At 69.3% G+C, this 23,789-nt stretch carries 23 protein-coding genes; 12 read left to right on the top strand and 11 right to left on the bottom strand.

Going from position 1 to position 23,789, the window contains the following annotated elements:
- Nucleotides 1-154: 154 nt before the first annotated feature.
- From DFS13_RS34650 to DFS13_RS34635, 4 genes are read left to right on the top strand one after another with little or no spacing between them, the layout of a single operon-like run.
- Nucleotides 155-946 carry a hypothetical protein gene (locus DFS13_RS34650; protein WP_062911390.1) on the top strand — a complete coding sequence of 264 codons (792 nt, stop codon included), beginning with the start codon at nt 155-157 and terminating at the stop codon, nt 944-946.
- A gap of 8 nt (nt 947-954) precedes the next feature.
- Nucleotides 955-2,022, top strand: coding sequence for a substrate-binding domain-containing protein (locus DFS13_RS34645; RefSeq protein ID WP_111442723.1), 1,068 nt, complete (start codon nt 955-957; stop codon nt 2,020-2,022).
- Between the two features lie 53 nt (nt 2,023-2,075).
- Nucleotides 2,076-2,774 carry a c-type cytochrome gene (locus tag DFS13_RS34640; protein ID WP_006493751.1) on the top strand — a complete coding sequence of 233 codons (699 nt, stop codon included), beginning with the start codon at nt 2,076-2,078 and terminating at the stop codon, nt 2,772-2,774.
- Complete coding sequence (locus DFS13_RS34635) at nt 2,771-3,709, top strand: c-type cytochrome (protein ID WP_006493755.1); 939 nt, start codon at nt 2,771-2,773, stop codon at nt 3,707-3,709. Before DFS13_RS34640 ends, DFS13_RS34635 begins: the two co-directional genes overlap by 4 nt.
- A 44-nt stretch (nt 3,710-3,753) precedes the next feature.
- On the opposite strand, the gene DFS13_RS34630 is transcribed toward DFS13_RS34635, so the two are convergent.
- From DFS13_RS34630 to DFS13_RS34620, 4 genes are all read right to left on the bottom strand, one after another.
- Complete coding sequence (locus tag DFS13_RS34630; RefSeq protein ID WP_111442718.1) at nt 3,754-5,682, bottom strand: SMP-30/gluconolaconase/LRE-like region family protein; 1,929 nt, start codon at nt 5,680-5,682, stop codon at nt 3,754-3,756.
- Nucleotides 5,683-5,782: 100 nt separating this feature from the next.
- Nucleotides 5,783-5,956 carry a hypothetical protein gene (locus tag DFS13_RS40465; protein ID WP_006490061.1) on the bottom strand — a complete coding sequence of 58 codons (174 nt, stop codon included), beginning with the start codon at nt 5,954-5,956 and terminating at the stop codon, nt 5,783-5,785.
- A gap of 171 nt (nt 5,957-6,127) precedes the next feature.
- The gene (locus DFS13_RS34625; RefSeq protein WP_034203288.1) at nt 6,128-6,559 is read right to left on the bottom strand and encodes a GFA family protein; all 432 of its coding nucleotides are present in this window, start codon (nt 6,557-6,559) and stop codon (nt 6,128-6,130) included.
- Nucleotides 6,560-6,656: 97 nt separating this feature from the next.
- Nucleotides 6,657-7,850, bottom strand: a complete 1,194-nt coding sequence (locus tag DFS13_RS34620) for a porin (protein ID WP_111442717.1) — start codon at nt 7,848-7,850, stop codon at nt 6,657-6,659.
- A gap of 305 nt (nt 7,851-8,155) precedes the next feature.
- Here DFS13_RS34620 and DFS13_RS34610 point away from each other — a divergent pair, with 305 nt between their 5' ends.
- The 4 genes from DFS13_RS34610 (at nt 8,156) to DFS13_RS34595 (ending at nt 10,838) form a co-directional block, all read left to right on the top strand.
- Nucleotides 8,156-8,788 (top strand): LysE family translocator, encoded by a 633-nt coding sequence (locus tag DFS13_RS34610; protein WP_006490064.1) that lies wholly within the window; start codon nt 8,156-8,158, stop codon nt 8,786-8,788.
- Nucleotides 8,789-8,800: 12 nt separating this feature from the next.
- A complete protein-coding gene (locus DFS13_RS34605) occupies nt 8,801-9,337 on the top strand; it encodes a GNAT family N-acetyltransferase (RefSeq protein ID WP_058903523.1) in 537 nt (178 codons plus the stop codon).
- 97 nt (nt 9,338-9,434) lie between these two features.
- Nucleotides 9,435-10,169 (top strand): metallophosphoesterase, encoded by a 735-nt coding sequence (locus tag DFS13_RS34600; RefSeq protein WP_006490078.1) that lies wholly within the window; start codon nt 9,435-9,437, stop codon nt 10,167-10,169.
- A 57-nt stretch (nt 10,170-10,226) separates the two neighbouring features.
- Entirely contained in the window at nt 10,227-10,838 is a 612-nt protein-coding gene (locus tag DFS13_RS34595) for an alpha/beta fold hydrolase (protein WP_006490057.1), read from the top strand.
- Between the two features lie 63 nt (nt 10,839-10,901).
- Here the strand turns inward: DFS13_RS34595 and DFS13_RS34590 are convergent, their stop codons facing one another.
- Both DFS13_RS34590 and DFS13_RS34585 read right to left on the bottom strand, forming a co-directional pair.
- Nucleotides 10,902-12,224, bottom strand: coding sequence for an ATP-binding protein (locus DFS13_RS34590; RefSeq protein WP_111442716.1), 1,323 nt, complete (start codon nt 12,222-12,224; stop codon nt 10,902-10,904).
- Complete coding sequence (locus DFS13_RS34585) at nt 12,221-12,961, bottom strand: response regulator (RefSeq protein ID WP_006490080.1); 741 nt, start codon at nt 12,959-12,961, stop codon at nt 12,221-12,223. The genes DFS13_RS34590 and DFS13_RS34585 overlap by 4 nt, the downstream gene beginning before the upstream one ends.
- 233 nt (nt 12,962-13,194) lie before the next feature.
- Here DFS13_RS34585 and DFS13_RS34575 point away from each other — a divergent pair, with 233 nt between their 5' ends.
- Nucleotides 13,195-13,776: a thioredoxin family protein gene (locus tag DFS13_RS34575; protein WP_006490070.1), complete on the top strand. Its 582-nt coding sequence runs from the start codon at nt 13,195-13,197 to the stop codon at nt 13,774-13,776.
- 50 nt (nt 13,777-13,826) lie between these two features.
- On the opposite strand, the gene DFS13_RS34570 is transcribed toward DFS13_RS34575, so the two are convergent.
- Nucleotides 13,827-14,465, bottom strand: coding sequence for an FMN-binding negative transcriptional regulator (locus tag DFS13_RS34570; RefSeq protein ID WP_006495144.1), 639 nt, complete (start codon nt 14,463-14,465; stop codon nt 13,827-13,829).
- A gap of 124 nt (nt 14,466-14,589) precedes the next feature.
- Here DFS13_RS34570 and DFS13_RS34565 point away from each other — a divergent pair, with 124 nt between their 5' ends.
- Nucleotides 14,590-16,098 (top strand): PLP-dependent aminotransferase family protein, encoded by a 1,509-nt coding sequence (locus DFS13_RS34565; protein ID WP_060210947.1) that lies wholly within the window; start codon nt 14,590-14,592, stop codon nt 16,096-16,098.
- A 124-nt stretch (nt 16,099-16,222) separates the two neighbouring features.
- On the top strand, nt 16,223-18,454 hold the full coding sequence (locus DFS13_RS34560; RefSeq protein WP_062910309.1) for a penicillin-binding protein 1A: 2,232 nt from the start codon (nt 16,223-16,225) through the stop codon (nt 18,452-18,454).
- 165 nt (nt 18,455-18,619) lie between these two features.
- Here DFS13_RS34560 and DFS13_RS34555 read toward each other — a convergent pair whose 3' ends face one another.
- The 3 genes from DFS13_RS34555 to DFS13_RS34545 are packed head-to-tail and all read right to left on the bottom strand — an operon-like array spanning nt 18,620 to nt 21,685.
- The gene (locus DFS13_RS34555) at nt 18,620-19,222 is read right to left on the bottom strand and encodes a hypothetical protein (RefSeq protein WP_226245377.1); all 603 of its coding nucleotides are present in this window, start codon (nt 19,220-19,222) and stop codon (nt 18,620-18,622) included.
- The gene (gene add, locus DFS13_RS34550) at nt 19,191-20,291 is read right to left on the bottom strand and encodes an adenosine deaminase (protein WP_006495138.1); all 1,101 of its coding nucleotides are present in this window, start codon (nt 20,289-20,291) and stop codon (nt 19,191-19,193) included. The genes DFS13_RS34555 and add overlap by 32 nt, the downstream gene beginning before the upstream one ends.
- 44 nt (nt 20,292-20,335) lie before the next feature.
- Nucleotides 20,336-21,685 carry an NCS2 family permease gene (locus DFS13_RS34545; RefSeq protein WP_006491121.1) on the bottom strand — a complete coding sequence of 450 codons (1,350 nt, stop codon included), beginning with the start codon at nt 21,683-21,685 and terminating at the stop codon, nt 20,336-20,338.
- 95 nt (nt 21,686-21,780) lie between these two features.
- Between DFS13_RS34545 and DFS13_RS34540 the strand changes: the two genes are divergently transcribed.
- Complete coding sequence (locus tag DFS13_RS34540; RefSeq protein WP_006495136.1) at nt 21,781-22,689, top strand: LysR family transcriptional regulator; 909 nt, start codon at nt 21,781-21,783, stop codon at nt 22,687-22,689.
- A 39-nt stretch (nt 22,690-22,728) separates the two neighbouring features.
- Here the strand turns inward: DFS13_RS34540 and DFS13_RS34535 are convergent, their stop codons facing one another.
- Nucleotides 22,729-23,781: a nucleoside hydrolase gene (locus DFS13_RS34535; protein ID WP_111442715.1), complete on the bottom strand. Its 1,053-nt coding sequence runs from the start codon at nt 23,779-23,781 to the stop codon at nt 22,729-22,731.
- Between the last annotated feature and the right edge of the window lie 8 nt (nt 23,782-23,789).

Genomic DNA, 23,789 nt, shown 5'->3' with positions numbered 1-23,789 from the left:
CTCGCGGTCAATCATCGGGCCCTCGAATAGCTCCCATCCGATATCGCGATTTCCGGTATCGATCGCGCGCCCCTAGACTGGCTACGCGATGGCGACGCAGCGCTGCGGCACGGCGATGCAGCTCGCCCCCACAAAAACGATCTGGGAGAGCTCGATGTCCGACCGGCATGCGCGCCGTGACGCACTCAAGACACTCGGCCTCGCGGCCGGCACCGCCCTGCTCGCGGCGACGCGCCCCGCGCACGCCGCGGCGCCCGACACCGGCACGCTGCTGCCCGGCGGCGCCGCGCGCCTCGCCGACCTCACGCGCCGCCTCGCGGCAACCCCGCGACGGCGCGACTTCAAGACGGTGCCGATGATCCTCGAGCGCCCCGACCAGTGGGACCACGCGGCGCTCACCGAAGTCATCGGCTATCGCGGCGGCCCGAAGCAGGTGTGGGACAACACCGAGCTCGGCGGCCCGTGGCTGAACCTGATGCGCAATTCGCTGAACGCGCAGATCTGGTCGTACGGCCATCCGGATTTTCTCGTCGTGTCGGCCACTCACGGCAGCGCGCATCTCGCGCTGTTCGATCAGATCGCGTGGGACAAATACGGCCTCGCGAAATTCGCCGGCGCCGCGTTCCCGACCAACACGCTGCTCGACGCCAAACCGGCGCAAGCGAAAGGCGCACAGGGCCACGAACTACCGGACGGCGCATTCTCGTCGCATGACAACGGCATCGCCGCGCTGCAGCAGCGTGGCGTCGTGTTCCTGTCGTGCCACAACGCGATCTGGGAACTCGCGGAACGGCTCGACGGCGCGAATGCGAACCCGGACAAGCTGCCGCTCGACGCACTCGCGGCCGACCTGACCAACCACGTGATTCCGTCCGCGATCGTCACGCCGGGCGCGGTCGGCACGCTGCCCGAGTTGCAGCAGGCCGGTTTCACGTACGCGAAATGAGCACCGCGATGACCTCGATCCAGATGGAACCGCCCCGGCAATCGTCCACGGCGCGCCGCCGCCCGCGCACGCCGCGCGCCGTGCTGGCCGCGTGGCTGTGCTGCGCCTCGGCGCTTGCGCTCGCCGCCCCCGCCGACACCGATGCACGCCTCTTTCCGCCGTGGCAGGACGGCCGCAACAACGACGCGATCCATCGCGGCCTCGAATTCACGGTGCCGCAAGTCGACGTGCTCGCCGATTTCCACGGCGACCTCACCGCGCCGAAGCTCGTGCTGTACGTCGGCGGCAATTACTTCTTCGCGATGGCACCGCTCGTCGCGAAGTTCGAGGCAGACCATCCCGAGTATCGCGGCCGCATCTACTGGGAAACGATTCCGCCCGGCCTGCTCGTCAAGCAGATCCACGCGGGCGGCACGATCACCGTCGGCAACATGACGTGGACGGTCAAGCCCGACGCGTATTTCGCGGGGCTCGGCAAGATCAACGACCTGATCGCGGACGGCACGCTCGCGGGCCCGGCCGTGCCGTACGTGACGAACCAGCTGACGATCATGGTGCGCGCCGGCAATCCGAAACGCATCGCGACGCTCGGCGATCTCGCGCGGCCCGACGTGACGCTCGCGATGCCGAACCCGGCCTTCGAAGGCGTCGCGCGGCAGATCCGCGCGTCGCTCGTGAAAGCCGGCGGCGACGCGCTCGCACGCGCCGTCTACGACGACAAGGTGCGCGCCGGCACGGCCGAGCTCACGCATATCCACCATCGGGAAACCGCGCTGTTCCTGATGCAGGGCCGCGCGGACGCGGGTGTGCTGTGGCAGTCCGAAGCGGCGTTCCAGGAACAGGTCGGGCATCCGCTGATGCACGTCGACATTCCGGCCGAGCAGAATACGACGGCGATCTACGCGGGCGCGATGGTGAAGGACGCGCCGCACCCGGAAGCGGCGCGTGCATGGCTCGCGTTCATCCGGTCGCCCGAAGCGTTCGGGATTTTCCGGCGCTACGGCTTCGGCCGATATGATGCGAACCAGCCGACGCCGCATCTCGCGCCGGCGCAGGACGTGCCTGCCGCAAGCTGACGGTCCGGCCGCTGCACGGCGCGCGCGCCACATACACAACAAGGAGGGGACACGTGAACGACAGGGTCGCTATACGGCGAGAACCATCGCGACGCCGGTTCGCACCGCTGCTGCTCGCCGCGGCCGCGCTGCTGGCCGGCCACGCGCACGCGGACGACGCGGCGTCCGGCAAGACGATCGCGACACAAGGCACGGCGACGGGCGTCGCCGCCTGCATCGGCTGCCACGGCAGCCAGGGCGAAGGCAACGCGGCGGCCGGCTTCCCGCGCCTCGCGGGCGCGAACGCCGCGTACCTGTCCGCGCAGCTCGCCGCGTTCGCGGACGGCAGCCGCCAGAATCCGGTCATGCAGCCGCTCTCGAAACTGCTGTCGCCGCGCGAGCGCGACGCGGTCTCCGCGTACTTCGCAAGCCTGCCCGCGCCGGCCGGCGTCTTCACCCCCGACGACGCGTCGATCGATCCGGCGAACACCGGCGCGTGGCTCGCGACGCGCGGGCGCTGGTCGCAGGGCCTGCCCGCGTGCGCGCAATGCCACGGCCCCGGCGGCCTCGGCGTCGGCACCGCGTTTCCGCCGCTCGCGGGGCAGCCGGCCGCGTATCTCGCCGGTCAGTTGCACGGCTGGCAACACGGCACGCGGCCGCCCGGGCCGATGGGATTGATGCCGATGATCGCCGGCAAGCTGTCCGACGCCGACATCGACGCGGTGGCCGCCTACTATGCACGCGGCGGCGCCGCGCAAGGAGACAAGCGATGACCGATCGCACGACGCTGATCCGCCGCGCCCGCACGGCGCTGCTCGGCGCGGCGTGGCTGCCCGCGCTCGCGTTCGGGGCGACACCGCAGGACGCACCGGCCGCCGCTTCCGCACCCCCGCCCGCGCCCGCCGCCGCGCCGGCGGCGAAACCGTTCACGCCGCCGCCCGAATCCGCGATCCCCGCCGACGACTTCGGCAAGACCGTCAGGCTCGGCGAGCAGATCTTCCTGCACACGCCCGCGTTCGCGGGCAAGTACGTCGGCAACAAGCTGACCTGCGCGAGCTGCCATCTCGATGCGGGCCGCCGACCCGATTCGAGCCCGATGTGGGCCGCTTACCTGCTGTATCCGGCGTACCGCGCCAAGAACGGCCACGTGAACACGTTCGCCGAGCGCCTGCAGGGCTGCTTCCGCTACAGCATGAACGGCAAGGCGCCGCCGGCCGGCGATCCGATCCTGGTCGCGCTCGAAACCTATTCGTACTGGCTCGCGAAGGGTGCGCCGGTCGGCACGAAGCTGCCGGGCCAGGGGTTCCCGAAACTGCCACCGCCGGCGCAGAAGGCCGACTACGCACGCGGCGCGGCCGTCTATACGCAGCACTGCGCGCTGTGCCACGGCGCGGACGGCCAGGGCCAGTCGAGCGGCGGCAAGCCGGTGTTCCCGGCGCTGTGGGGCGCGCGCTCGTTCAACTGGGGCGCGGGGATGGGCGACATCCGCAACGCGGCCGGCTTCATCAAGGCCAACATGCCGCTCGGGCTCGGCGGCACGCTGACCGATCAGGAAGCGTGGGACGTGGCAACCTTCATGGACAGCCACGAACGCCCGCAGGACCCGCGCTTCACGGGTTCCGTGCAGGACACGCGCGCGAAGTTCCACGATTCACCCGACTCGATGTACGGGCGCAGCGTGAACGGGCGCGTGCTCGGCGCGCCCTGACGATCAGGCCGCGCCGGTCGATACGGCCCGCGCGGCCGGCGCGGTCACGGACGCCAGCGATACACGACGATGCTCGACCCGTTGTAGTTGTCCTTCGTGATCACGTACTCGCCGGTCGAGCGCAGGTATGCGCGCACGCCGTACATCGAATCGACGTCGTTGCCGACGTCCATCGCCGACGGGTTCGAGTTCGTCAGCGTCGTGACGAACGCACCGGTGTTCAGGTCGAATATGTCGATGTTCGGCACCGTGTGCACGTAGCCGACGAACAGGTAGTGGCCGGCGGCCGCGATCGATTTCGGGTTCGCGCTCGTCAGGTTGATCACCGGGTTCGGCGTGCTCGTGTTGCCGTTCTTCCAGCCGTGATAGACCTCGATGTGCCCGTTCATCGCGGTCCAGTCCCAGTTGCCCGCGAGGCCCTGCGCAAGAATCATCGTGTCGCTGTCGGCCTGGTAGATGATGCGCGTCACGGGCGCCACGCTGCCCGGCACGGCGGTCGTCACCGGCTTGCCCCATGACGGCTTGCCGGTCGTCGGGTCGAAGCCCGTCATCGGGTAGCGCGTGATCGCGTTGGCGCCGTTCAGTCCGGCCCACACGTCGCCGTTGCCGTCGATGTCGAAACCGGCCGTCACCTGCAGCGTCGTGTTGAACGGCTTGCCGGGCAGCGAGCCGGCCGGAATCGCGATGTAGCCGCTCGCGGTGTTGAAGTAATAGAAGTTGAAGTTGCCGGGGTTCTGGCCCGACGCAACGAGGATCCGGTTGCCGCCGACCGTCACGAGCTGGCCGAAGTGCTGGCCGCGCTGATAGTCGTTCATGTCGAGGCGCGGGTCCTTCGGATAGGTGAACGGATCGACCGTGTTCGCGACGAACGTGCCGCCCGCGGTGCCCGTATACACGTTGTTGCCGCTGAAGAACAACGTGCCGTCCGTCGCGGGATCGGGCGCGGCGATCCCCTCGAAGTTCAGCGCCTGCAGCTTCCATTGCAGCGTGCCGATCGGGCTGTACGAATGCAGATCGGTGCTGCCGTTGCGGCCGAGATCCCAGCCGCCGCCCCAGGCGTTGTTCAGCACGTACAGGTTGCCGGCCGCATCCTTGCCGAGCGCCGCGACGCGCGTGAAGCGCTTGTCGCCGACCTGCCCCTTGATGCCCGTCGTCGTGTCGAGATAGCCGCCCTGCACGCCGAACGTGCCGACCTGCACCGGCAGCCCGGGCAGCCCGCCGTACACCTTGATGTTCATGTCGGGCCCTTCATCGCCCACCATCAGGCGGCCCATCGACGCATCGAAGTACAGCGACGCCGGCCGCGCGCCGGCCGCCATCTGCAGCGTGTTCATCGCCGCCCCGGTCGGACTGAACTGCGCGACGACGCCCGCGCTCTTGCGCGCGACCCACAGGTTGCCGGCCGCATCGAGCGCCAGCGCGCCGGGCCCCGTGACGCCGATGTCGCGCTGCCACACGCCATCGGTCGTATAGACGCGCACGCGGTTGCCGTAGAAGTCGCTCACGTACAGCAGGTTGCCGCCCGTCGCGAGGCCCGTGATGACGTCCGCATACTGGATGCCCGTCCACGTGCTGACCGGAATGCGCAGGTCGCGCTGGTTGGTGCTGCGGTTGTAGCGGCCCACCGAGCCGCTGCCGAACGTGCGGTTGTAGCCGAGCGCGACGAACAGCGACGTCGAATTGCCGGTGATCGCGCCGCCCTGGAATTCGTCGTGGATGCCGATCGTGCCGAGCGGCTGGCCGTTCTGGTAGATCGCGACGCCGCCCGCGTTCTCGTCCCAGCGCGACGCCGTGTAGATCACGCCTTCGGGCGCGACCCACATCGAGCGCGCGCCGTTGCCGACGTGCGAGGCGAGCGTGCCGTAGGTGTTCGCGAGCCAGTCGGTCGAGTATTGCGCCTGCGCGTGGCTCGCCGGCGCCAGCATCGCCATGCACATTCCCAGCAACACCGCGCAGATTTGTTTCATTGACATGAATAATGCTCCCAGACGAACCATGGTCGACACTGTAAATCGCGGCGCATGAAATATTGGTGATTCAGGCAAATGCGCATTCGCCGTTACCCCGAATTATTCACTGCACGCCTTTTGCCGTCCGGCGCTTTTTCGTCAATGATCGAAAAATCTGCGAACCCACGCCACGACGGCCTTCCAGCCACGCTGTCGCGGCGCATTCCCCGGCATTTTCTTCCGGGTCATCCAATGCCAATGCGTCATTTTTTCTGATATGAGCGCATTGCTTTTTCATTCCCCGGCGATCGTTTTGATTATTACAAATAGAAATTAAAATGAAAGGAAAAAAATATTATCCGGCGAGCCCGGCGTTTGCGATTTCGTGCAGGAAGGGAAAACAGGAAGGAAAGCGGAATGCAGCGGGGAAAGCCGCGCGCCGGCCGTACCGGCGCGCGGCGGCGATCGTTCAGTTCGCCGGATCGAGCGTCGGGCCGTCCCAGCCGTCGACGTATTTCGGCAGCGCATCGACGACGTCGAGCACGCGTTGCCGGTAGAACAGGTGCATCGTCGGCTGCAGGTCGCCGGGCAATGGCCCGCCGTGCGCTCGCGCGGTCAGGCTGTTCGGCACGACGCGCATGCCGAGCCGGTTCGTCCCGAACACGATCTCGCCGCACGCTGCGCACCACGTACGCGCCATCGACTTCGACGGATGCGGAAACGTCGCGTGGCCGCCGTCGATCGTCACCTGCTCCGGCGGCCATGCGGTCGCGGACAGCATCGGCGTGCCGTAGAAATCGCGGCAGGTCGCGCAATGACAGTTCGCACGCGCGGCCGGCTCGCCGCGCAACGTGACGGTCACGGCGCCGCACAGGCAGGGCGCGGAAAGCGTTCGGGTCATGTCGTCTCCTCGAAAAGCGAGGCGACAGTATAGAAGCATGCATGCAACGTGACCCGCATCGGCTGCGAGCCCCGTTGCACGCGCAACGACCGCTGCGTCAGAACTTCTGGCGCAGCCCGAGGCTCACGATCGCCTGCGACCGCGAATCGGACGAATGGCCGTTCGCCTTGTCGGACACCGACGCGGTCGCGTCCACCGGCCGGCCGAGCGCGTCGAGCGTCGTGCCGGACGCATGCTGATACGCGCCCAGCAGGTACACGCTGGTGCGCTTCGACAGGTCGTAGACCGCGCCGAGCGTGACGTTGTGATACTGCGCGCGGTTGTCGATACCGTCGACGTCGCTGCCGCGCGTGTAGCTGTAGCCGGCGAACAGCTGCGTCTGCGGCTGCACGTTCCAGCGCGTGAACACGCCCGCGACATTGAACGTCGCATGGCCGCTGAACAGCGACTGCGCGCCGCCGCGGTACTGCACGTTGCTGTAGTTCACGCCGACGACGGCCGGGCCGAAGTCGTACGTCGCGCCGGTCGCGATCACCTGCTGCGACTGCGCGCTCGCATAGCCTTCGTTGATCGACGAATTGAACAGGCCGTCGTCGGTGCTCTGCCACTTGCCCGCCGTCGGGTCGGTCGCGCCCTTCTTGCTGTTGTCCGAGCGCTCGTAGCCGACGCCCACACGCAGCGGGCCGGCCGCGTATGCGGCGCCGACGCTCCACGTGTTGCGCTGCTTCATGCTCCCCGGCTGGCCGCCGAAGCCGTACAGCGCGCCGAACGTGAAGCCCGAGTAGTTCGCGCTCGTATATTTGATCGAGCTGTCGACGCGCGCGGTCTGATCGAGATCGTCGATGTCGCCCGGGTGCGCGCCGAAGCCGCCGATGAACGACGACGGGCCGACCGGGCTCACGAAATCGTCGAGCGACGTGTACTGGCGACCGAGCGTGACCGTGCCGTAGCGGTCGCTGCCGACGCCGACGAACGCCTGCCGGCCGAACTGGCGGCCACCCTGGCCGGACGTGCCGTTGGTGATGTCGAAGCCGTTCTCGAGGACGAACAGCGCGCGCATTCCGCCGCCGAGATCCTCGGAACCCTTGATGCCCCAGCGGCTGCCGGACAGGTTGCCGGTCGTGAGGCCGACGCTCGAGTGCCCGGTGTACGCGCCCGCCGAGCCGACCCGCTCGTTGCTACGATAGGTCACGCCCGCGTCGACGATGCCGTACAGCGTGACGGAGCTTTGCGCGGCGGCGATACCCGCGAGCGAGAGCAGCAGCGGCGCTGCGATCAGTTGCTTGTTCATGTTGTATGTCTCCGGGCGGTGAGCCCGTTGTTCTGGCTGGCTGTTTGCGAGTGGCGCGCGCGGGCGCCGACATCCGCCGGCGGTGCGAGACCGGCGACGTCCACGCGCGACGACGCGGCGGGCATGCCCGCTGCGGCCGGTATGGTAGTTGGAACCGGTTTCGTTCCAAAGCGGAATAATGACAACAGTTTCTTGTCGAAATTGAGATAGTTCGGGCGTGGCCGTCGCCGCTCACTGCCGCGCCTGTACAGCGAGGGCCGACGCCCCCGATAATCGAACGCGCGCCCTCCATCGGGAGTTCAAACATGCATGAAACGACCCTGCTGATCTTCGCCGCTGTCGCATTCGTCGGCATCGCGACACCCGGCCCGACCGTGCTGCTCGCGCTGACCAACGGCTCGCGCTACGGCGTGCGCCGCGCGGCCTACGGTTTCGCGGGCGCGATGCTGTCCGACTTCGTGCTGATCGTCGCGGTCGCACTCGGGCTCGGCGCGCTGCTGATGGCGTCGGCGTTCTGGTTCTCGGTCGTGAAGTGGCTCGGCGCCGCCTACCTCGCCTATGTCGGCATCCGGCTGCTGACGTCGAAGGGAGCGCTCGACGTCGCGGCCGCGCAACACGGCACGGCAACCGAGCGCAACGCGTCGATCTTCGCGAAAAGCTTCCTGACCGCGGTGACGAACCCGAAGGGTTATCTCTTCTTCTCCGCGTTCCTGCCGCAGTTCCTCGATCCATCCGCGCCGCTCGCGCCGCAGTACGTCGCGCTCGCGGTCACGTTCGCGCTGCTCGACGGCGTCGTGATGTTCGGCTACGCGCTGCTCGGCGCACGCGCGGTGCGGCTGTTGAAACGCGCGGGCGCGCTGTGGCTCGAACGCACGTGCGGCGCGATGCTGCTCGCACTCGCCGGTTCGCTGGCGCTGTACCGGCGCCATGCCGCGTAGGCGCCGGGCTCGATGAAAATCGCCACGCCGCCGCGCGCCGGTTACCCCGGGCTGTCGCTCAGGCAACTCGAACGCGCGGACCTCGACGCGTGGTACGCGTACCTGTCGAATCCCGACGCCGTTCGCCACACGAGCTGGAACCTGCGCTCGCCCGACGATCTACTGCCGCTGTTCGACAACATCGAATCGACCGATCCGGATTCGATCCGGCGTCTCGCGATCGTCGACACCGCGTCGGGCGCGCTCGCCGGGACAGTCGGGCTGCATACGGTGTCGACCGTGAACCGCTCGGCGGAAATTGCGTACGACCTCGCGCCGTCGCACTGGGGGCGCGGCATCGCGAGCGCGGTGTGCGAAGCCGTCACCGCGTGGGCGCTCACGCACGGCGGCTTCATGCGCATGCAGGCGGTCGTGCTGACCAGCAACGCGGGCTCCGCGCGCGTGCTGCAGAAGTGCGGCTACCGCTACGAAGGGTTGCTGCGCGCCTACAAGATGGTGCGCGGCACGCCGGGCGACTTCGCGATGTACGCACGCCTCGCGACCGACTGACGCACGGCTCGCGGCCGCGCGCGCCGATGCCGTGACCCGATTGCACGACCCGCGCCGAATTGGCGACAATCGCCATTCCCCACATCGACTTGCCGCCATGAAAATCGCCGCGCTGTCCGACATCCACGGCAACCTCGCCGCGCTCGACGCGGTGCTCGACGACGTCCGCCGCCGCGGCGCCGACGTGATCGTCAATCTCGGCGACATCGTGTCCGGCGCGCTCCATCCGGCCGAAACGGCCGACCGCCTGATCGCGCTCGACCTGCCGACCGTCAAGGGTAATCACGAACGGCAGTTGCTCACCGGCGAGCGCGACGCGATGCGGCTGTCGGATCGCTGGGCGCACGACACGCTGCGCGCCGACCAGTTCGACTGGCTCGCCGCGCTGCCCGAACGCCTGACGCTCGACGGCGACGTGCTGATGGTGCACGGCACGCCGGCCAGCGATCTCGTCTATTTCCTCGAAACGGTCACGCCCGACGGCTGCCGCGCGGCCACGCCCGATGAAGTCGCGCAGCGCGCGGGCGACACGGCGGCGTCGCTGATTCTGTGCGGCCACACGCACGTGCCGCGTGCAGCACGGCTCGACGACGGCAGGCTGATCGTCAATCCGGGCAGCGTCGGGCTGCAGGCATATGAAGACGACCTGCCGCATCCGCACCGGATCGAGACGGGCTCGCCGCACGCGCGCTACGCGATGGTGTCGCGCACGGCGGCCGGCTGGAACGTCGAATTCCATGCGGTCGAATACGACTGGCACACGGCCGCCGCCACCGCGGCCGCGCGCGGGCGCGACGACTGGACCGTCGCGCTGCGCACCGGCCGCTGCTGACGCGCTCGCGCCGCTCGTCGTCCCGCTTCGCTTCGACTACCGGAACACCAACACGCCATGCCCGCTCCATCGCAATTGCTCTTCCTGCCCGGCGCATCGGGCAGCACCGCGTTCTGGCAACCGCTGGCCGGCAGGCTCACGCATCCGGCCGAGCGGCGGATCGTCGCGTATCCGGGCTTCGGCGACACGCCGCGCGATCCCGCCGTCGACGATTTCGACGGTCTCGTGCGTCATGTGCTCGCAAGCGTCGACCGGCCGACCGCCGTGATCGCGCAATCGATGGGCGGCGTAATCGCGATGCGCGCGGCGCTCGACAAGCCGGATCTCGTCACGCATCTCGTGCTGACGGTCACGTCCGGCGGCCTCGACATGGCCGGACTCGGCGCGCAGGACTGGCGCGCCGGTTTCGCCGAGGCGAACCCGCGGTTGCCGGACTGGTTCATGACGTTGCGTGCGGACCTGTCTCAGGACATCGGCCGTATCGCGCAGCCGACGCTGCTGCTGTGGGGCGACGACGATCCGATCAGCCCGGTCGCGGCCGGCCGGCGTCTGCTCGAACGGCTGCCCGATGCGCGGTTGCACGTCGTACCGGGCGGCCGGCACGATCTCGCGGCCGTGCATGCGCAAGCGCTCGCGCCGCTCGTCGACCAGCATCTGCACCGCGCGTGACGTCGCTCCCGTCGTACGCCGCAGCACGCGCCCGACACGGCGACGCTCGCGCGCGGCGTCGCATCAGCCCGCGTTCCTCAGCGTCAACGTCGCTTCGAGCCCGCCGCCGTCGGGCCGGTTGCTCAGCGTGAGCGTGCCGCCCATCGCCAGCGCCAGTTGCCGCGCGATCGCGAGGCCGAGCCCCGTGCCGCCGGTATCGCGATTGCGCGACGTCTCCACGCGCCGGAACGGCTCGAACACCGCGTCGAGCTGGTCGTCCGGAATGCCGGGCCCGCGGTCGAGCACCGCGATCACCGCGCCGCCGTCCGGCGCCGCCCGCACGTCGATCTCGGCCGCGCCCGCGAACTTCAGCGCGTTGTCGACCAGGTTGCCGACGATGCGGCGCAGCGCCTTCGGCCGCGTGACGAGCGCGAGCGGCGCGCGGCTGTGCAGCGCGACGTCCTGCCCCGCATCCGTGTAGTCGCACACGATGCTGTCGAGCAGCGCGTCGACGTCGATGCGGCGTGCGGCTTCCTCGGTGCCGTGCAGCGTCCGCGCGTACGCGACGCCCTCCTTCACCAGATGCTCCATCTCCAGCAGGTCCTGGCGCAGCTTCGCGCCCTGCGTGTCGTCGTCCATCACGTCGACGCGCAGCCGCATCCGCGTGATCGGCGTCTGCAGATCGTGCGAGATCGACGCGAGGATCTGCATGCGCTCGGCCATGTACTGCGCGATGCGGTCCTGCATCGCGTTGAAGGCCCGTGCCGCGCGCGCGACTTCCGACGGCCCGTCTTCGCTCAGCCGCTCGCCCTTCAGGTCGGGGCCGAGTGCGTCGGCGACCTGCGCGAGCTGCTTGAGCGGCCGCGTCGCGAGCCGCACCGCGAGCCAGCAGCACGCGGCCAGCACCGCGAGCTGCACCACGAGCACGGCCGGCAGCCAGCCCGACAGCGGCACCGTCGACATCGGATGAATGTCGATCGTCAGCGGCGAGCCGTCGGTCAGCCGCAGATGCACCTGCAGATGTTCGCGGTCGCCGGGGATCGAATTCGCGGTCAGCGGATAGTCGCCGCCGATGCCGTCCGAGATCGAGCGCTCGACGCGCGCCGACAGCCGCGCCTCCGGCGGCGTGCCGGTTTCGCCGGGCCCGAGGATGAATGCATAGCTGCGCCGTGCGAGGCGCGGCAGCCACGCGGTGCGCTCGGCGGGCGGCAGATGGTCGAGCAACGCGACCGAGCTCGCGACCTCGCGCTCGATGTAGCCCATCATCAGGTTCGTGGTCGCCTGGTCGCGCTCGGTCACGGTGAGCCAGAACGACAGCGTCTGCGCGAGCGCCAGGCCCACGCATAGGATCAGCGCGAGCCGCGCGAACAGCGAACGCGGCCAGCGCCACAGCGTGCGCGCGCTCATGGCGTACCGTCGACGGCGGTCACGGCCGACGAGAACACGTAGCCCTCGTTGCGCAGCGTCTTGATGTAGCGCGGCTCGCGCGCGCCGTCGCGCAGCCGCTGGCGCAGCCGGCTCACCAGCAGGTCGATCGAGCGGTCGAACGGGTCGGACTGGCGCCCTTGCGTGAGGTTGAGCAACTGGTCGCGCGTCAGCACGCGCTGCGGGTTGTCGAGGAACACGCGCAGCAGCCGGTATTCGGCGCCGCTCAGCGCGACCAGCGTGCCTTCGGCGTCGAGCAGATGGCGCCCGGTCGTGTCGAGCTGCCATTCACCGAACGCGAGCAGCGCGGCCGTTTCCGTGACCTGCATGCCGGGCGGCAGCATGCGCGCGCGGCGCAGCACCGAGCGAATCCGCGCCAGCAGCTCACGCACCGCGAACGGCTTGGCCAGGTAGTCGTCGGCGCCCATCTCGAGACCAATGATGCGGTCGGTTTCCTCGCCGCGTGCGGTCAGCATCAGCACCGGTACCGTGCGGAACTTGCCGGCGCGCAGGTCGCGGCACAGCGTCAGGCCATCCTCGCCGGGCAGCATCAGGTCGAGCACGATCAGGTCGGGCGCGCCGTCGTCCAGCGCGTTGCGCATCTCGCGGCCGTTCGCGGCCAGCGACACGCGCATGCCGTTCTTCTCCAGGTAGTCCGCGATCAGTTCGCGGATCGCGCGATCGTCGTCGACGATCAGCACGTGGTCGAGCTTGTCCATGAGTCGTTGCCGGTATCGGTGTCGGGGTTCGGGCGGGGCGATGTCCGCTTTTATACCGCACGGCGGGCACGCGTTTGTATCGCAATGTATCGCGGCGCCGCGACGACACACAACATTGCACACGCGCGGCTGGCCGGACACATCGCGGATACGTCGGCGCCGCCTAATGGGGCCTGTCGAAACCCGTCCGGCCGCCGCCCTCCCGCCGCGGCCCCAAAGATCAGGAGAACGCCATGCTGCCCCGCTTCAAGACCGCCGCCCTCGTCATCGCCCTCGCCGCCACGGCCGGGCTCGCCGCCTTCGCCGGCACCCGCGACGACGCGGGCGTGCAGGCAGCGCCGGCCGGCATGGCGGCGCCCGGTTTCACCGGCATCGACCGCTGGCACAACAGCGCGCCGCTGACGCTCGACCAGTTGCGCGGCAAGGTCGTGCTCGTCGATTTCTGGACGTATTCGTGCATCAACTGCATTCATACGATCCCGTACGTGAACGACTGGTATCGGAAGTATCGCGACCAGGGGCTCGTCGTGGTCGGCGTGCATACGCCGGAATATCCGTTCGAACGCGACGCGAAGAACGTGGCCGATGCGATCAGGCGCTTCGACATCCGGTATCCGGTCGCGCAGGACAACCGCTACGACACGTGGCGCGCATACGGCAACCAGTACTGGCCCGCGCTGTACCTGATCGATGCGAACGGCAAGATCGTCTATACGCGTTATGGCGAAGGCGGGTACGACAAGACGGAAGCCGCGATTCGCGGCGCGCTCGCGCAGGCGGGGGACGGGACGAAGGGTGCGACGCGCACGCCGTGACCGGGGCCGCGCGCGGGCTCGCCACGCGCCCGCGCGCGGCGGTCATGCGCTCATCCGCGCTTCGCGTCGGCCTCCGCCAGCATCGCCTCGCCGATCGCGAGCTGGCCGTCCGCGACCAGCGCTTCGCCCGCGCCGCGAATATCGGCCGCGGGCTTGTTCTGCCCGAGCTTGCGCTTGCCGACGAGCTGCGTGATCTCGATCTGCAGCCCGACGATCGCTTGCAGCATCGCGTCCATGTAGTCCTGCGGCGCGTCGCCCATCTTCCACGGCACCGGCTGCGACGCTTCGTGCGTGCGCGTCAGCCGCGCGACCACGCCTCGCACGAACTTCTCGTCGTCGCGCACCGTGATGCGGCCGTGCGCATGCACGACCCGGTAGTTCCAGGTCGGCACCTCCCGGTGCGTCGCCTGCTTGCTCGGATACCAGGTCGGCGAGATGTACGCGTCGCCCGCACGGAAGATCACGAGCACCTCGTCGCCGTCCGCGACGTCCTGCCAGACCGGATTCGCGCGGGCGACGTGTGCATGCAGCTCGCCGAGCCCGCCATCGCCCGGCATCAGCGCGAACGGGAGGTGGATCGCATCGAGCCCGCTCTTGCCGTGCGTGATCAGGCTGCCGAACGGGTGCTGCACGATCAGCTCGCGCAGCGCGTCCGGATTGGGTTCGTTGTAATCGGCGGGGATGTACATGTCGGCTCCACGGTCGTACGGGGTGGGAAAGGGGCGCGGGCGCAGGCCCGTCATACGTCGATTGTGGCCTTAAACTGGTTTATCCTGTAGAGCCGGTTTGAAACAATTTCAGCAGACCAGAATCATGGCAAGAACGGCCCGGATCGTCGAAATCCCGTCGCTCGGCGCGCTCGATCGCGCGGCCGGCGACCTGAGCCGCCAGCTCGCGCAGGCGCTGCGCGATGCGGTGCGCCGCGGCGACGTCCGGCCCGGCGACACGCTGCCGTCCACGCGGCTGCTGGCGGCGTCGCTGCAGGTGGCGCGCGGCACCGTCGTCGACGCGTATGCACAGCTCATCGCCGAAGGTTTTCTCGAATCGCGCGGCGGTGCGGGCACGCGGGTCGCGCACGCGCTCGCGGAGCCGCCACCCGTCGACGAACCCGAACCACCCACCCGCCATCAACGCCCGGTACGCGACGCCCTGCCCGAACCCGCCGCCGCCTTCGCGCGGCTTGCCAACGAATTCAACCCGCTGCCGGCGATGCCGTTCGCGATCTCGGTGCCGCTCGGCCTCACCGCGCCCGACGACATCTGGCGCCGGCTCGGCAATCGCCTGCGCGCCCGCGGCGCCGGCGCGCCGTCCGGCTATGCCGATCCGCAAGGCGCGCTGCCGCTGCGCGAAGCGATCGCCGACTACGTGCGCCGGTCGCGCTCGGTGCGCTGCGATGCCGGCCAGGTCGTGATCACGAGCGGCACGCAGCAGGGGCTGCATCTCGCGAGCCAGGTGCTGCTCGGCGACACCGACCGCGCGTGGGTCGAGAATCCGGCCTACCGCGGCATCACCGCGCTGCTCGAAAGCACCGGGCGGCGCGACGCGATGGTGCGCGTGCCGGTCGACGCCGACGGCCTCGACGTCGACGCCGGCATCCGGCTCGCACCCGATGCGCGCGCCGCGTTCGTCACGCCGTCGCACCAGTACCCGCTCGGCATGCCGTTGAGCATGGCGCGCCGCAATGCGCTGCTCGCGTGGGCGCGCACGCACCGCGCATGGGTCGTCGAGGACGACTACGACAGCGAATTGCGCTACGAAGGGTATCCGTTCCCGTCGCTGCAAGGCCTCGCGCCCGATCGCGTGATCTATCTCGGCACCTTCAGCAAGATCCTGTTTCCATCGCTGCGGCTCGGCTACGTGATCGCGCCCGACGATCTCGTGCCGGCGTTCTGCGGCGCGCGCGTACTGATGGACCGCCACGCGCCGACCGCCGATCAACACGTACTCGCCGCGTTCATCGCCGACGGCCATCTCGACCGCCACATCCGCCGCGTGCGCGGCGTCTATGCGGAACAGCGCGCGCTGCTGATCGACACGCTCGGCGCGCGACTGCCGCGCGAGCGCGCGTGGGTGCAGCCGGGCGACCAGGGAATGCACGTCGTGCTGTGGCTCGCGGCAGGCATCGACGATCTCGACGTGGTCGCGCGCGCCGCCCGGGCCGGTGTCGCGGTGCGCGCGGTGTCGCCGATGTTCGCGCCCGGCACTGCGCGCCCCGGGCTCGTGCTCGGCTTCGGCGGATTCGGCCGCGCGCAGATGGAAGCGGCCGCGCAACGGCTCGCGGACGTGGTTTCGTCGGTGGAATCGCGGCCCCACGGGCGGTAAAAGGTTGTCGGCGGGCAACAAACGTAATCGTCTGTAAATCCTGCAAGCAAACGGCCGTTTCGGCCGCCGGCGCGCGGGTTCCGTTTGCTAGGATCGCGCGTCTTCCTTCCGCGCCCCTGCCGCCTTGAATCGCTTCGTGCCGTTGCTCCGAGACGCGTGGCTCCGTTGCCGCGCCCGTGTCGCGCCATTCGCCGCCGCCTGCCGCACGCGCCTCGGTGCGCTGGGCGCCGGCGCGCTGCATCGCCTGCGCCATCCGACCCGGCGCGGCGTGGCGCTGACGTTCGCCGCGATCCCGGTGCTGGGCCTGCTGGTCCTGCTCGCGTTCGTTCCGTTCACGCCGAGCATCGGCGACATCCGCAAGGCGCGCATCGACCGCCCCGCGCGCGTGCTGTCGGCCGACGGCCAGCTGATCGCCGAGTTCCGGCCCGTGAACCGCGAATGGGTGCCGCTCAGGCAGATCTCGCCGCACATGGTCGACGCGCTGATCGCGACCGAGGATCACCGCTTCTATTCACATCACGGCATCGACTTGCGCCGCACGCTCGCGGCCGGCCTGCATACGTTCTCGGGCAGCCGCCAGGGCGGCTCGACGATCACCCAACAGCTCGCGCGCAACCTGTATCCGGACGAAATCGGCCGCGCGCCGACGCTCACGCGCAAGGTGAAGGAGCTGATCACCGCGTTCAAGATCGAAGCGGTGTACAGCAAGGACGAGATCCTCGAAACCTATCTGAATACCGTGCCGTTCCTGTACAACGCGTACGGCGTCGAAATGGCCGCACGCACCTACTTCGGCAAGTCGGCGAACCAGCTCGACATCGCGGAGAGCGCGACGCTCGTCGGGATGCTGAAGGGCAACAGCTACTACAACCCGGTGCTGAACCCGGAACGCGCGGTCCAGCGGCGCAACATCGTGCTCGGCCGGATGGCGCAGATGGGCATGCTGTCGCCGCGGCAGCTCGCGAAGCTGCAGCGCCAGCCGCTGCGCGTCGATTTCGAACCGCAGACGGCGCAGCCGGGCCTCGCGCCGCATTTCGCGGTGCAACTGCGCAAGTGGCTGATCGCGTGGGCCGACCGCAACAACTACGATCTCTACGCGGACGGCCTCGTCGTGCGCACGACGCTCGATGCGCGGCTGCAGGACATGGCCACGCAGGCGCTGACGCGGCAGACCGAACGGCTGCAGGCGATCGCCGACGGCGCCTGGCGCGGGCCGTCCGGCTGCGGGCTGCGCAACGACCTGTTCCGCGGCTTCATGCGCCAGACGCCCGAGTATCGCCAGGCGCGCGACACGGGGCTCGCCGACGTGGTTGCGCTGAAGCAACTCGGCGCGAATCGCGAATTCATGCGGGCGCTGTGCGAGCGCAAGACGCAGGTGCAAGCCGGCTTCGTCGCGATCGATCCGCGCAACGGCGCGATCCGCGCGTGGGTCGGCAGCCCCGATTTCGGCAGCGCGCCGTTCGATCACGTCGCGCAGGCGCGGCGCCAGCCGGGTTCGACGTTCAAGCCGTTCGTCTATGGCGCCGCGTTCGCGGACGGGATGCGGCCGGGTGACACGTTCGTCGACCGCCCCGTCGCGATCCCGATCGACGGCCGCGCCGTGTGGCGGCCGACCGATGCGGAACCACCGACCGGCGAGCCGATGACCCTGCGCGACGGGCTGGCGCTGTCGCGCAACCGCATCACCGCGCAGGTCATGCAGCGCGAAGGCGCCGCGAAGGTCGCGCAGCTCGCCCGTGCGATGGGGGTGCGCGACAGCCCGCTCGACGCGGTGCCGTCACTCGCGCTCGGCACGAGCCCGGTCACGCTGAAAGAGATGGTGTCCGCGTACGGCACGATCGCGAACCGCGGCGTGTACGTCGCACCGCGGACGATCACGCGCATCGAGGATCGCGACGGCAAGGTGCTCGCCGCGTTCGGCAGCGCGCCGCCGGAGCGCGCGTTGCCGGAGGCCGCCGCGCAGACGCTCGTCGACGCGATGCGCGGCGTCGTCGATTACGGGACCGGCGCGGACATCCGCTCGCGCTACGGGATTCGCATCGACGTCGCGGGCAAGACCGGCACGACGCAGGACAACACCGACGGCTGGTTCATCCTGATGCATCCGCAACTCGTGGCCGGCGCGTGGGTCGGCTTCGACGACGGCAGCGTGACGCTGCGCAGCGACTACTGGGGCGCGGGCGCGCACAGCGCGCTGCCGATCGTCGGGTCGTTCTACGATGCGGCGCTGCGCGCGCAGGCGATCGATCCGCACGTGCAGTTCTCGCCCGACTTCCGGCCGCGCAGCGCACCGGCGCCGAGGCGGCGCGCGCAGCCGCATTCGGGCCTGTTCGACTGGTTGAGGTTCTTTCGCTGATCGGGGTGGCTGCGCGCCGGGCTACCGAGGCGTCGTCATCATGTGCCCGTCCGCGTACAGCCACACGGGCACGCCGTCGCGATCGTCGTCGAACAGCGCAGCGTCGCCGAGCCGCGTGTAATGCGGCGGGTGCAGCACGGTGCCGTCCGCGCGCGGCAACGGCCTTCACGGCGCCGACGGCGAAGCGCCGCTGCGCGCGACCCGATACAGCTCGATGCCGTCGACCTGGAAGCCTTGCGTCATCAGCAGCAGGACGCCGGTGGTCGAACGCTTCGTCGTGAAGCCGTTGCCCGTGATGGACGTAACCTGGTACGGTGTCCCGATCGGCATCCTGATGATCTGGCCGCCCGGCACCTCCAGCACGCATGCGTCGGCAGGCGGCTTCTCCGGACCGTCCATATCGAGTTCAGCCACGTGCACCGGCGCCGTATCGACGCTCCAGCGCCCGGCTTCACGCGCGCGCAGCACGATGTCGCTCCCCACCTTCTCGACCCGCATCGTCGCGGGCTTGCCGGCGGCCGGCGCGTAATCGCCGAGTAACGCGTCGCAGGCGGTGCCGGCTCGCGCGGACAGCGAGACGAACAACATCAGACAGAAAGCGGGAATACGCACGGTGGAGCCTCTCAGGTTCGAATTGCTATTGGAATGCCGGCGCGGGCGCGCACGGCGGCGGCGCCACGACAGGGTGCTGCCGGACGCCAATATAGCGAACACAAGCGGCGTGTGCCAGTCTGGCTCAGCCCGCCGCGAGCGTTGCAGCGAGCGCATCGAACTCCGGCGCCCACGCGGCACGCCACGCCGCCTTCGTCGCGTCGTCGACCCACGCGCCGTCGATCCCGTTCAGCATGAACTGCTTCAGGTCGGCGACGGTAAAGCCGAAATGACTGAACATCAGTTCCCACGCCTCGCCCGGATTGACCTTGTGCAACGTCGGATCATCGGTATTCGGATGAATCTTCAACCCGAGGCCCGGCATCTTGCGCATCGGATGCAGCTCGGCCCATTGCTCCGGCGGCAGCGTGCGCAGGTAGTACGAATTCGTCGGCACGACGGTAAACACGATCCCGCGCTCCGCGTAGCGCGCGCACAGCTCGGGGTTGTCGACGACCGTATAGCCGTGATCGACGCGGTCGACCTGCAACAGATCGACGGCCGTCTCGACGTTGCGCCACGGCATCCCGAACTCGCCCGCATGCGCGGTCGTGCGAAAGCCGGCCGCGCGTGCATTGCGGTACGCCTTCCAGAACAGTTCGGGTGGCCGGTCGTTCTCGCGATAGTCGATGCCGAGCCCCGCGACTTCGTCCGCCCGATTCGCCTTCATCCACTCGACGATCTCAACCGCTTCGTCGGGGTCCTGCTCGCGATCGATGCTCGGAATCAGGCGCGCGCCGATCCCGAAATCGCGCGCGGCATCGCGGATCGCCGTCACGATCGCGGCCTGCGCGTCCGCATACGCGATGCCCGACACGCGCACCGTTCCCGTCGGATTCCAGAAGAATTCCGCATGCCGCACGTTGTGCGCGGCCGCGTCTTCCAGATACTCGTATGCGATTCGGCGCAGGTCGTCGGGTTGCGTCAGCAGATACTTGTCGAGCGCACGCAGCACGTGCAGCACGCCGACCGGCTTCTCGCCGCGCGCGTAGAACGCGTCGATCTCCGTCCGCTCGATCGGTGCGCCGCTGCGTTCGGCCAGCGCGACGAACGTGTCGTGCCGCACCGCGCCGAGCAGATGGCAGTGCAGCTCGACCTTCGGCAGCGCGTGGAAGAAGGCCCGATGGGCCGGCGTGATGTCGATGCCCGTGCGCGCGGCCGGGACGTTGCCTGGTGTTCCCTTCATCTCAGTCTCTTTTTCGGTAGTGCGATGCGTGGCGAAGCCGTCTCTCAGTGCGGCTTCACGACGGTCCAGAAGTAATAGCCGAGCGGAATCGCAAGCACGACGAGCCCCCACGACACGTCGCGCCAGCGGCCGGCCAGCAGCTTGACGAGCACGTAGCACAGCAGCCCGCCGGCAATGCCGGTGCCGAAGCTGTTCGACATCAGCGTGAGCAGCACCATCGACATCACGGGCAGCGCATCGGTGAAGTCGTCGAAATGCGTATGGCGGATCGTCGCGAACATCGACAGCCCGATCAGGATCAGCGCCGGCGCGGTCGCCTCCTTCGGGATCGCGAGCGCGACCGGCACGAACAGCAGCATCGCGGCGAACAGCACGGCGGCAGCCAGCGACGACAACCCGCTGCGGCCGCCGGCTTCGACGCCCGCCGCCGATTCGATCAGCGCGGTCAGCGCCGGAATGCCGAACACGGGCCCGAGCGTCGCGGCGAGCGAATCGACGAGGAACGGCCGGTTGATGTCCGGCAGGTTGCCCTGTTCGTCGAGCAGGTTCGCCTTCGCGCCGACCGCGAGCGCGGTGCCGAGCGTCGAGAAGAATTCCGCCGCGAAGAACGCGAACAGGTACGGCGCGGCGGCCAGGCTCAACGCGCTGCCGATATCGAGCTTGAACGCGATCGGCGCGATGCTGTGCGGCAGCGACACGAACGACGCCGGCAGGTGCGTGACGCCGAGCGGCACGCCGGCCGCGGCCGCGACGAGGATCGCGATCAGGATCGCGCCGGGCACCTTGCGCGCCTGCAGCACGATCGCCACCGCGAGGCCGATCAGCGCGACCAGCGCGCCCGGCCGCGAGAAGTCGCCGAGCGCGAACGCGTTGGTCTTCGCGTTCGCGACGACCATCCCCGCATTGCGCAGCCCGAGCATCGTGACGAACAGCCCGATCGACGCGCCGAGCCCGAGCTTGATCTGCACCGGAATCAGCCGCACCACGACGCCGCGCGCGCCGAGGATCGTCAGCAGGAAGAACAGCACGCCCGACACGCACGCGATGCCGAGGCCCGTCTGCCAGCCGACGTGCTCGGTCGTCGCGAGCGTCACGCCGATGATCACCGAGCCGCCGATACCGGGGCCGACGAGGAACGGCAGGTTCGCGTAGAGCCCCATCAGCGTGGTGAACAGCACGAACACGACGATCGTCGCGGTGGTCGCCGCGCCGCGCTCCATTCCGCCCGTCGCGAGCAGCGACGGGATCACGACGAGCAGGTACGCGGCCGCGAGGAACGACGTGACGCCCGCGATCGTCTCGGTGCGCACGCTCGTGCCGCGCGCGGCGAGCGCGAAGCGGCGTTCGAGCCAGTTGGCCGGCGCACGTGCCGGCATCGTGTCAGTCGCTGACATGGTGGTTCTCCTGTGATTCCGAATATTGTCCTGTGTCGATTCGTGCGGCGCGGTCTTATACTGCCGCGTACCGCTTCCCCGACCGTCATTGCCCGATGTCCGACCGCTCGTCGCTGCTGCCCGCGCTCACGCTGCGGCAAGTCCAGCACTTCGTAGTCCTTGCGCACGCACGCAGCTTCACGCAGGCCGCGCAGGCGCTGTCGCTCACGCAGCCCGCGCTCACCGCGTCGATCCGCCAGATCGAATTCCTGCTCGGCGGCCGCCTGTTCGCGCGCACCGCGCATCGCCTCACGCTCACCACCGCGGGCGAAGCCGTGCTGCCGCTCGCCGAACGCCTGCTCAACCAGGCGCGCGGCACCTTCGACGACATGACGCGGCTCATCGGCGAACGCATCCAGACCGTGCGCATCGCGTTCATTCCGTCGGTCGCGGGCCGCCTGCTGCCCGCGCTCAACGCACTGCGCGGCACGCACCCGACGCTGCGCTTCACGCTGACCGATTTGCCGAACAGCGCGCTCGTCGAAGCGGTGCGCGACGGCGTCGCGGATCTCGGCATCGGCGTGCGCGAACCCGATAGCGACGACGGCACGCTGCGCTACCAGCAACTGTTCGAGGACGAGATCGTGATCGTCGTGCGGCACGACGATCCGCTCGCCCGCGCGAAGAGCGTCACGTGGGCGAAGCTCGTCGATCGCGAACTCGCGGTGTTCGTGCGCGGCAGCGTCAGCGAATCGCTGCATCGCACCGGCGGCGCCGGGAAGCTGCGCCTGAACGTCACGTACCGGATGGAATACACCGAGCCGCTCTACGCGCTCGCGCGCAACGGTCTCGCGACCGCCGTGCTGCCGAGCCTCTACACGATGCATCTGCACGATCCCGAGCTCGTCGCGCTGCGTGTCGACAAACCGCGCGTCACACGTGCGATCTCGCTGATCTCGCTCGCCGCCGACGATCGCGGCCCGCACGTGCGCGCGTGCCGCGAGTGGATTGCGAAGCACATCTGATGCCGCGTCCGCCGCGCTTGCCGCATTTGCCGCGCGCGTTCAGGGCAGCTTCGCGATGCGCTCGACGAGCGTCGCGTAGAAGCGGTCCGCGTCGACCTCGTTGATCCACGTCGCGTTCGCCGCACGGCCGCTGCGCCCGTTCCAGTCGACGATCGTCTCGCCGAGCGTCCACTGCCCGGTCGTCTCGACCACCACGTTCACCTTGCGTCCGCCGAACAGCGTCGGGTCGACGAGATAGCCGACGGCCGTCGGGTCGTACATCGGCGCGTCGTCGATCCCGCGCCGCTTCTTGTTGTAGGCGAGTTCCGCTTCCATGATGTCCGCGACGATCGCGCCGCAGCGGTTGCCGAGCGCGCGGAACGGCGCGACCCGCGCCGGCGTGATCGGCGCCTTCACCGCGACGTCGCGCGGCAGCACGACGATCGGCACGCCGCTGCCGAACACGACGTCGGCCGCCTGCGGATCGACGTAGATGTTGAACTCGGCGGCCGGCGTGATGTTGCCGCGCTCGAAGAACGCGCCGCCCATCAGCACGATGTCGCGCAACGCGGCGCGAACCTGCCGCGCCTCGACCAGCGCGGTCGCGATGTTGGTCAGCGGGCCGAGCGCGCACAGCGTCACGCTGTTCGGCGCCGCGCGGCTCAGCGTATCGACGAGGTACGACACCGCGTGACCGGCGGCGAGCGGCGCGCGCGGCGCGTGCAGTTCGACGCCTTCGAGCCCCGTCTTGCCATGCACGTTCGCGGCCGTCACGAGGTCGCGCACGAGCGGGCGCGGGCAGCCCGCGTACACCGGCAGCGTCTTCGTGCGGCCGGCCCAGTCGCGGATGATCCGCGCATTGCGTTCGGTGAGGTCGAGCGGCACGTTGCCCGCCACGGCCGTCAGCGCGCGCACGTCGAGCCGGTCCTGCGCGCCGAGCGCGAACAGGATCGCGATGGCGTCGTCCTGCCCCGGATCGGTATCGATGATCACCGTGCGGCGCGCGGCGTCGCCGCCGGCCGCGAACGCGCCCGTTTCGGGCAGCAGCGCGGTGCCGGCCAGCGCGGCCGACAGTTTCAGGAAGGTGCGGCGGGATGCGATCGGATGGGTCATGGTCGGTG

Source organism: Burkholderia sp. 28_3, from assembly GCF_003253915.1.
In the GTDB taxonomy this organism is placed as follows: domain Bacteria; phylum Pseudomonadota; class Gammaproteobacteria; order Burkholderiales; family Burkholderiaceae; genus Burkholderia; species Burkholderia cenocepacia.
The sequence above is the reverse complement of the archived record's forward strand: the minus strand, read 5'-3'. Positions and strand labels throughout refer to the sequence as shown.

What these genes read in the sequence shown, in the direction of transcription:
- DFS13_RS34650 (WP_062911390.1), top strand. Translation starts at nt 155, where the DNA reads ATGTCCGACCGGCATGCGCGCCGTGACGCACTCAAGACACTCGGCCTC.
- DFS13_RS34645 (WP_111442723.1), top strand. Translation starts at nt 955, where the DNA reads ATGACCTCGATCCAGATGGAACCGCCCCGGCAATCGTCCACGGCGCGC.
- DFS13_RS34635 (WP_006493755.1), top strand. Translation starts at nt 2,771, where the DNA reads ATGACCGATCGCACGACGCTGATCCGCCGCGCCCGCACGGCGCTGCTC.
- DFS13_RS34630 (WP_111442718.1), bottom strand. Translation starts at nt 5,682, where the DNA reads ATGTCAATGAAACAAATCTGCGCGGTGTTGCTGGGAATGTGCATGGCG.
- DFS13_RS40465 (WP_006490061.1), bottom strand. Translation starts at nt 5,956, where the DNA reads ATGAAAAAGCAATGCGCTCATATCAGAAAAAATGACGCATTGGCATTG.
- DFS13_RS34625 (WP_034203288.1), bottom strand. Translation starts at nt 6,559, where the DNA reads ATGACCCGAACGCTTTCCGCGCCCTGCCTGTGCGGCGCCGTGACCGTC.
- DFS13_RS34620 (WP_111442717.1), bottom strand. Translation starts at nt 7,850, where the DNA reads ATGAACAAGCAACTGATCGCAGCGCCGCTGCTGCTCTCGCTCGCGGGT.
- DFS13_RS34610 (WP_006490064.1), top strand. Translation starts at nt 8,156, where the DNA reads ATGCATGAAACGACCCTGCTGATCTTCGCCGCTGTCGCATTCGTCGGC.
- DFS13_RS34605 (WP_058903523.1), top strand. Translation starts at nt 8,801, where the DNA reads ATGAAAATCGCCACGCCGCCGCGCGCCGGTTACCCCGGGCTGTCGCTC.
- DFS13_RS34600 (WP_006490078.1), top strand. Translation starts at nt 9,435, where the DNA reads ATGAAAATCGCCGCGCTGTCCGACATCCACGGCAACCTCGCCGCGCTC.
- DFS13_RS34595 (WP_006490057.1), top strand. Translation starts at nt 10,227, where the DNA reads ATGCCCGCTCCATCGCAATTGCTCTTCCTGCCCGGCGCATCGGGCAGC.
- DFS13_RS34590 (WP_111442716.1), bottom strand. Translation starts at nt 12,224, where the DNA reads ATGAGCGCGCGCACGCTGTGGCGCTGGCCGCGTTCGCTGTTCGCGCGG.
- DFS13_RS34585 (WP_006490080.1), bottom strand. Translation starts at nt 12,961, where the DNA reads ATGGACAAGCTCGACCACGTGCTGATCGTCGACGACGATCGCGCGATC.
- DFS13_RS34575 (WP_006490070.1), top strand. Translation starts at nt 13,195, where the DNA reads ATGCTGCCCCGCTTCAAGACCGCCGCCCTCGTCATCGCCCTCGCCGCC.
- DFS13_RS34570 (WP_006495144.1), bottom strand. Translation starts at nt 14,465, where the DNA reads ATGTACATCCCCGCCGATTACAACGAACCCAATCCGGACGCGCTGCGC.
- DFS13_RS34565 (WP_060210947.1), top strand. Translation starts at nt 14,590, where the DNA reads ATGGCAAGAACGGCCCGGATCGTCGAAATCCCGTCGCTCGGCGCGCTC.
- DFS13_RS34555 (WP_226245377.1), bottom strand. Translation starts at nt 19,222, where the DNA reads ATGCGCTCGCTGCAACGCTCGCGGCGGGCTGAGCCAGACTGGCACACG.
- add (WP_006495138.1), bottom strand. Translation starts at nt 20,291, where the DNA reads ATGAAGGGAACACCAGGCAACGTCCCGGCCGCGCGCACGGGCATCGAC.
- DFS13_RS34545 (WP_006491121.1), bottom strand. Translation starts at nt 21,685, where the DNA reads ATGTCAGCGACTGACACGATGCCGGCACGTGCGCCGGCCAACTGGCTC.
- DFS13_RS34540 (WP_006495136.1), top strand. Translation starts at nt 21,781, where the DNA reads ATGTCCGACCGCTCGTCGCTGCTGCCCGCGCTCACGCTGCGGCAAGTC.
- DFS13_RS34535 (WP_111442715.1), bottom strand. Translation starts at nt 23,781, where the DNA reads ATGACCCATCCGATCGCATCCCGCCGCACCTTCCTGAAACTGTCGGCC.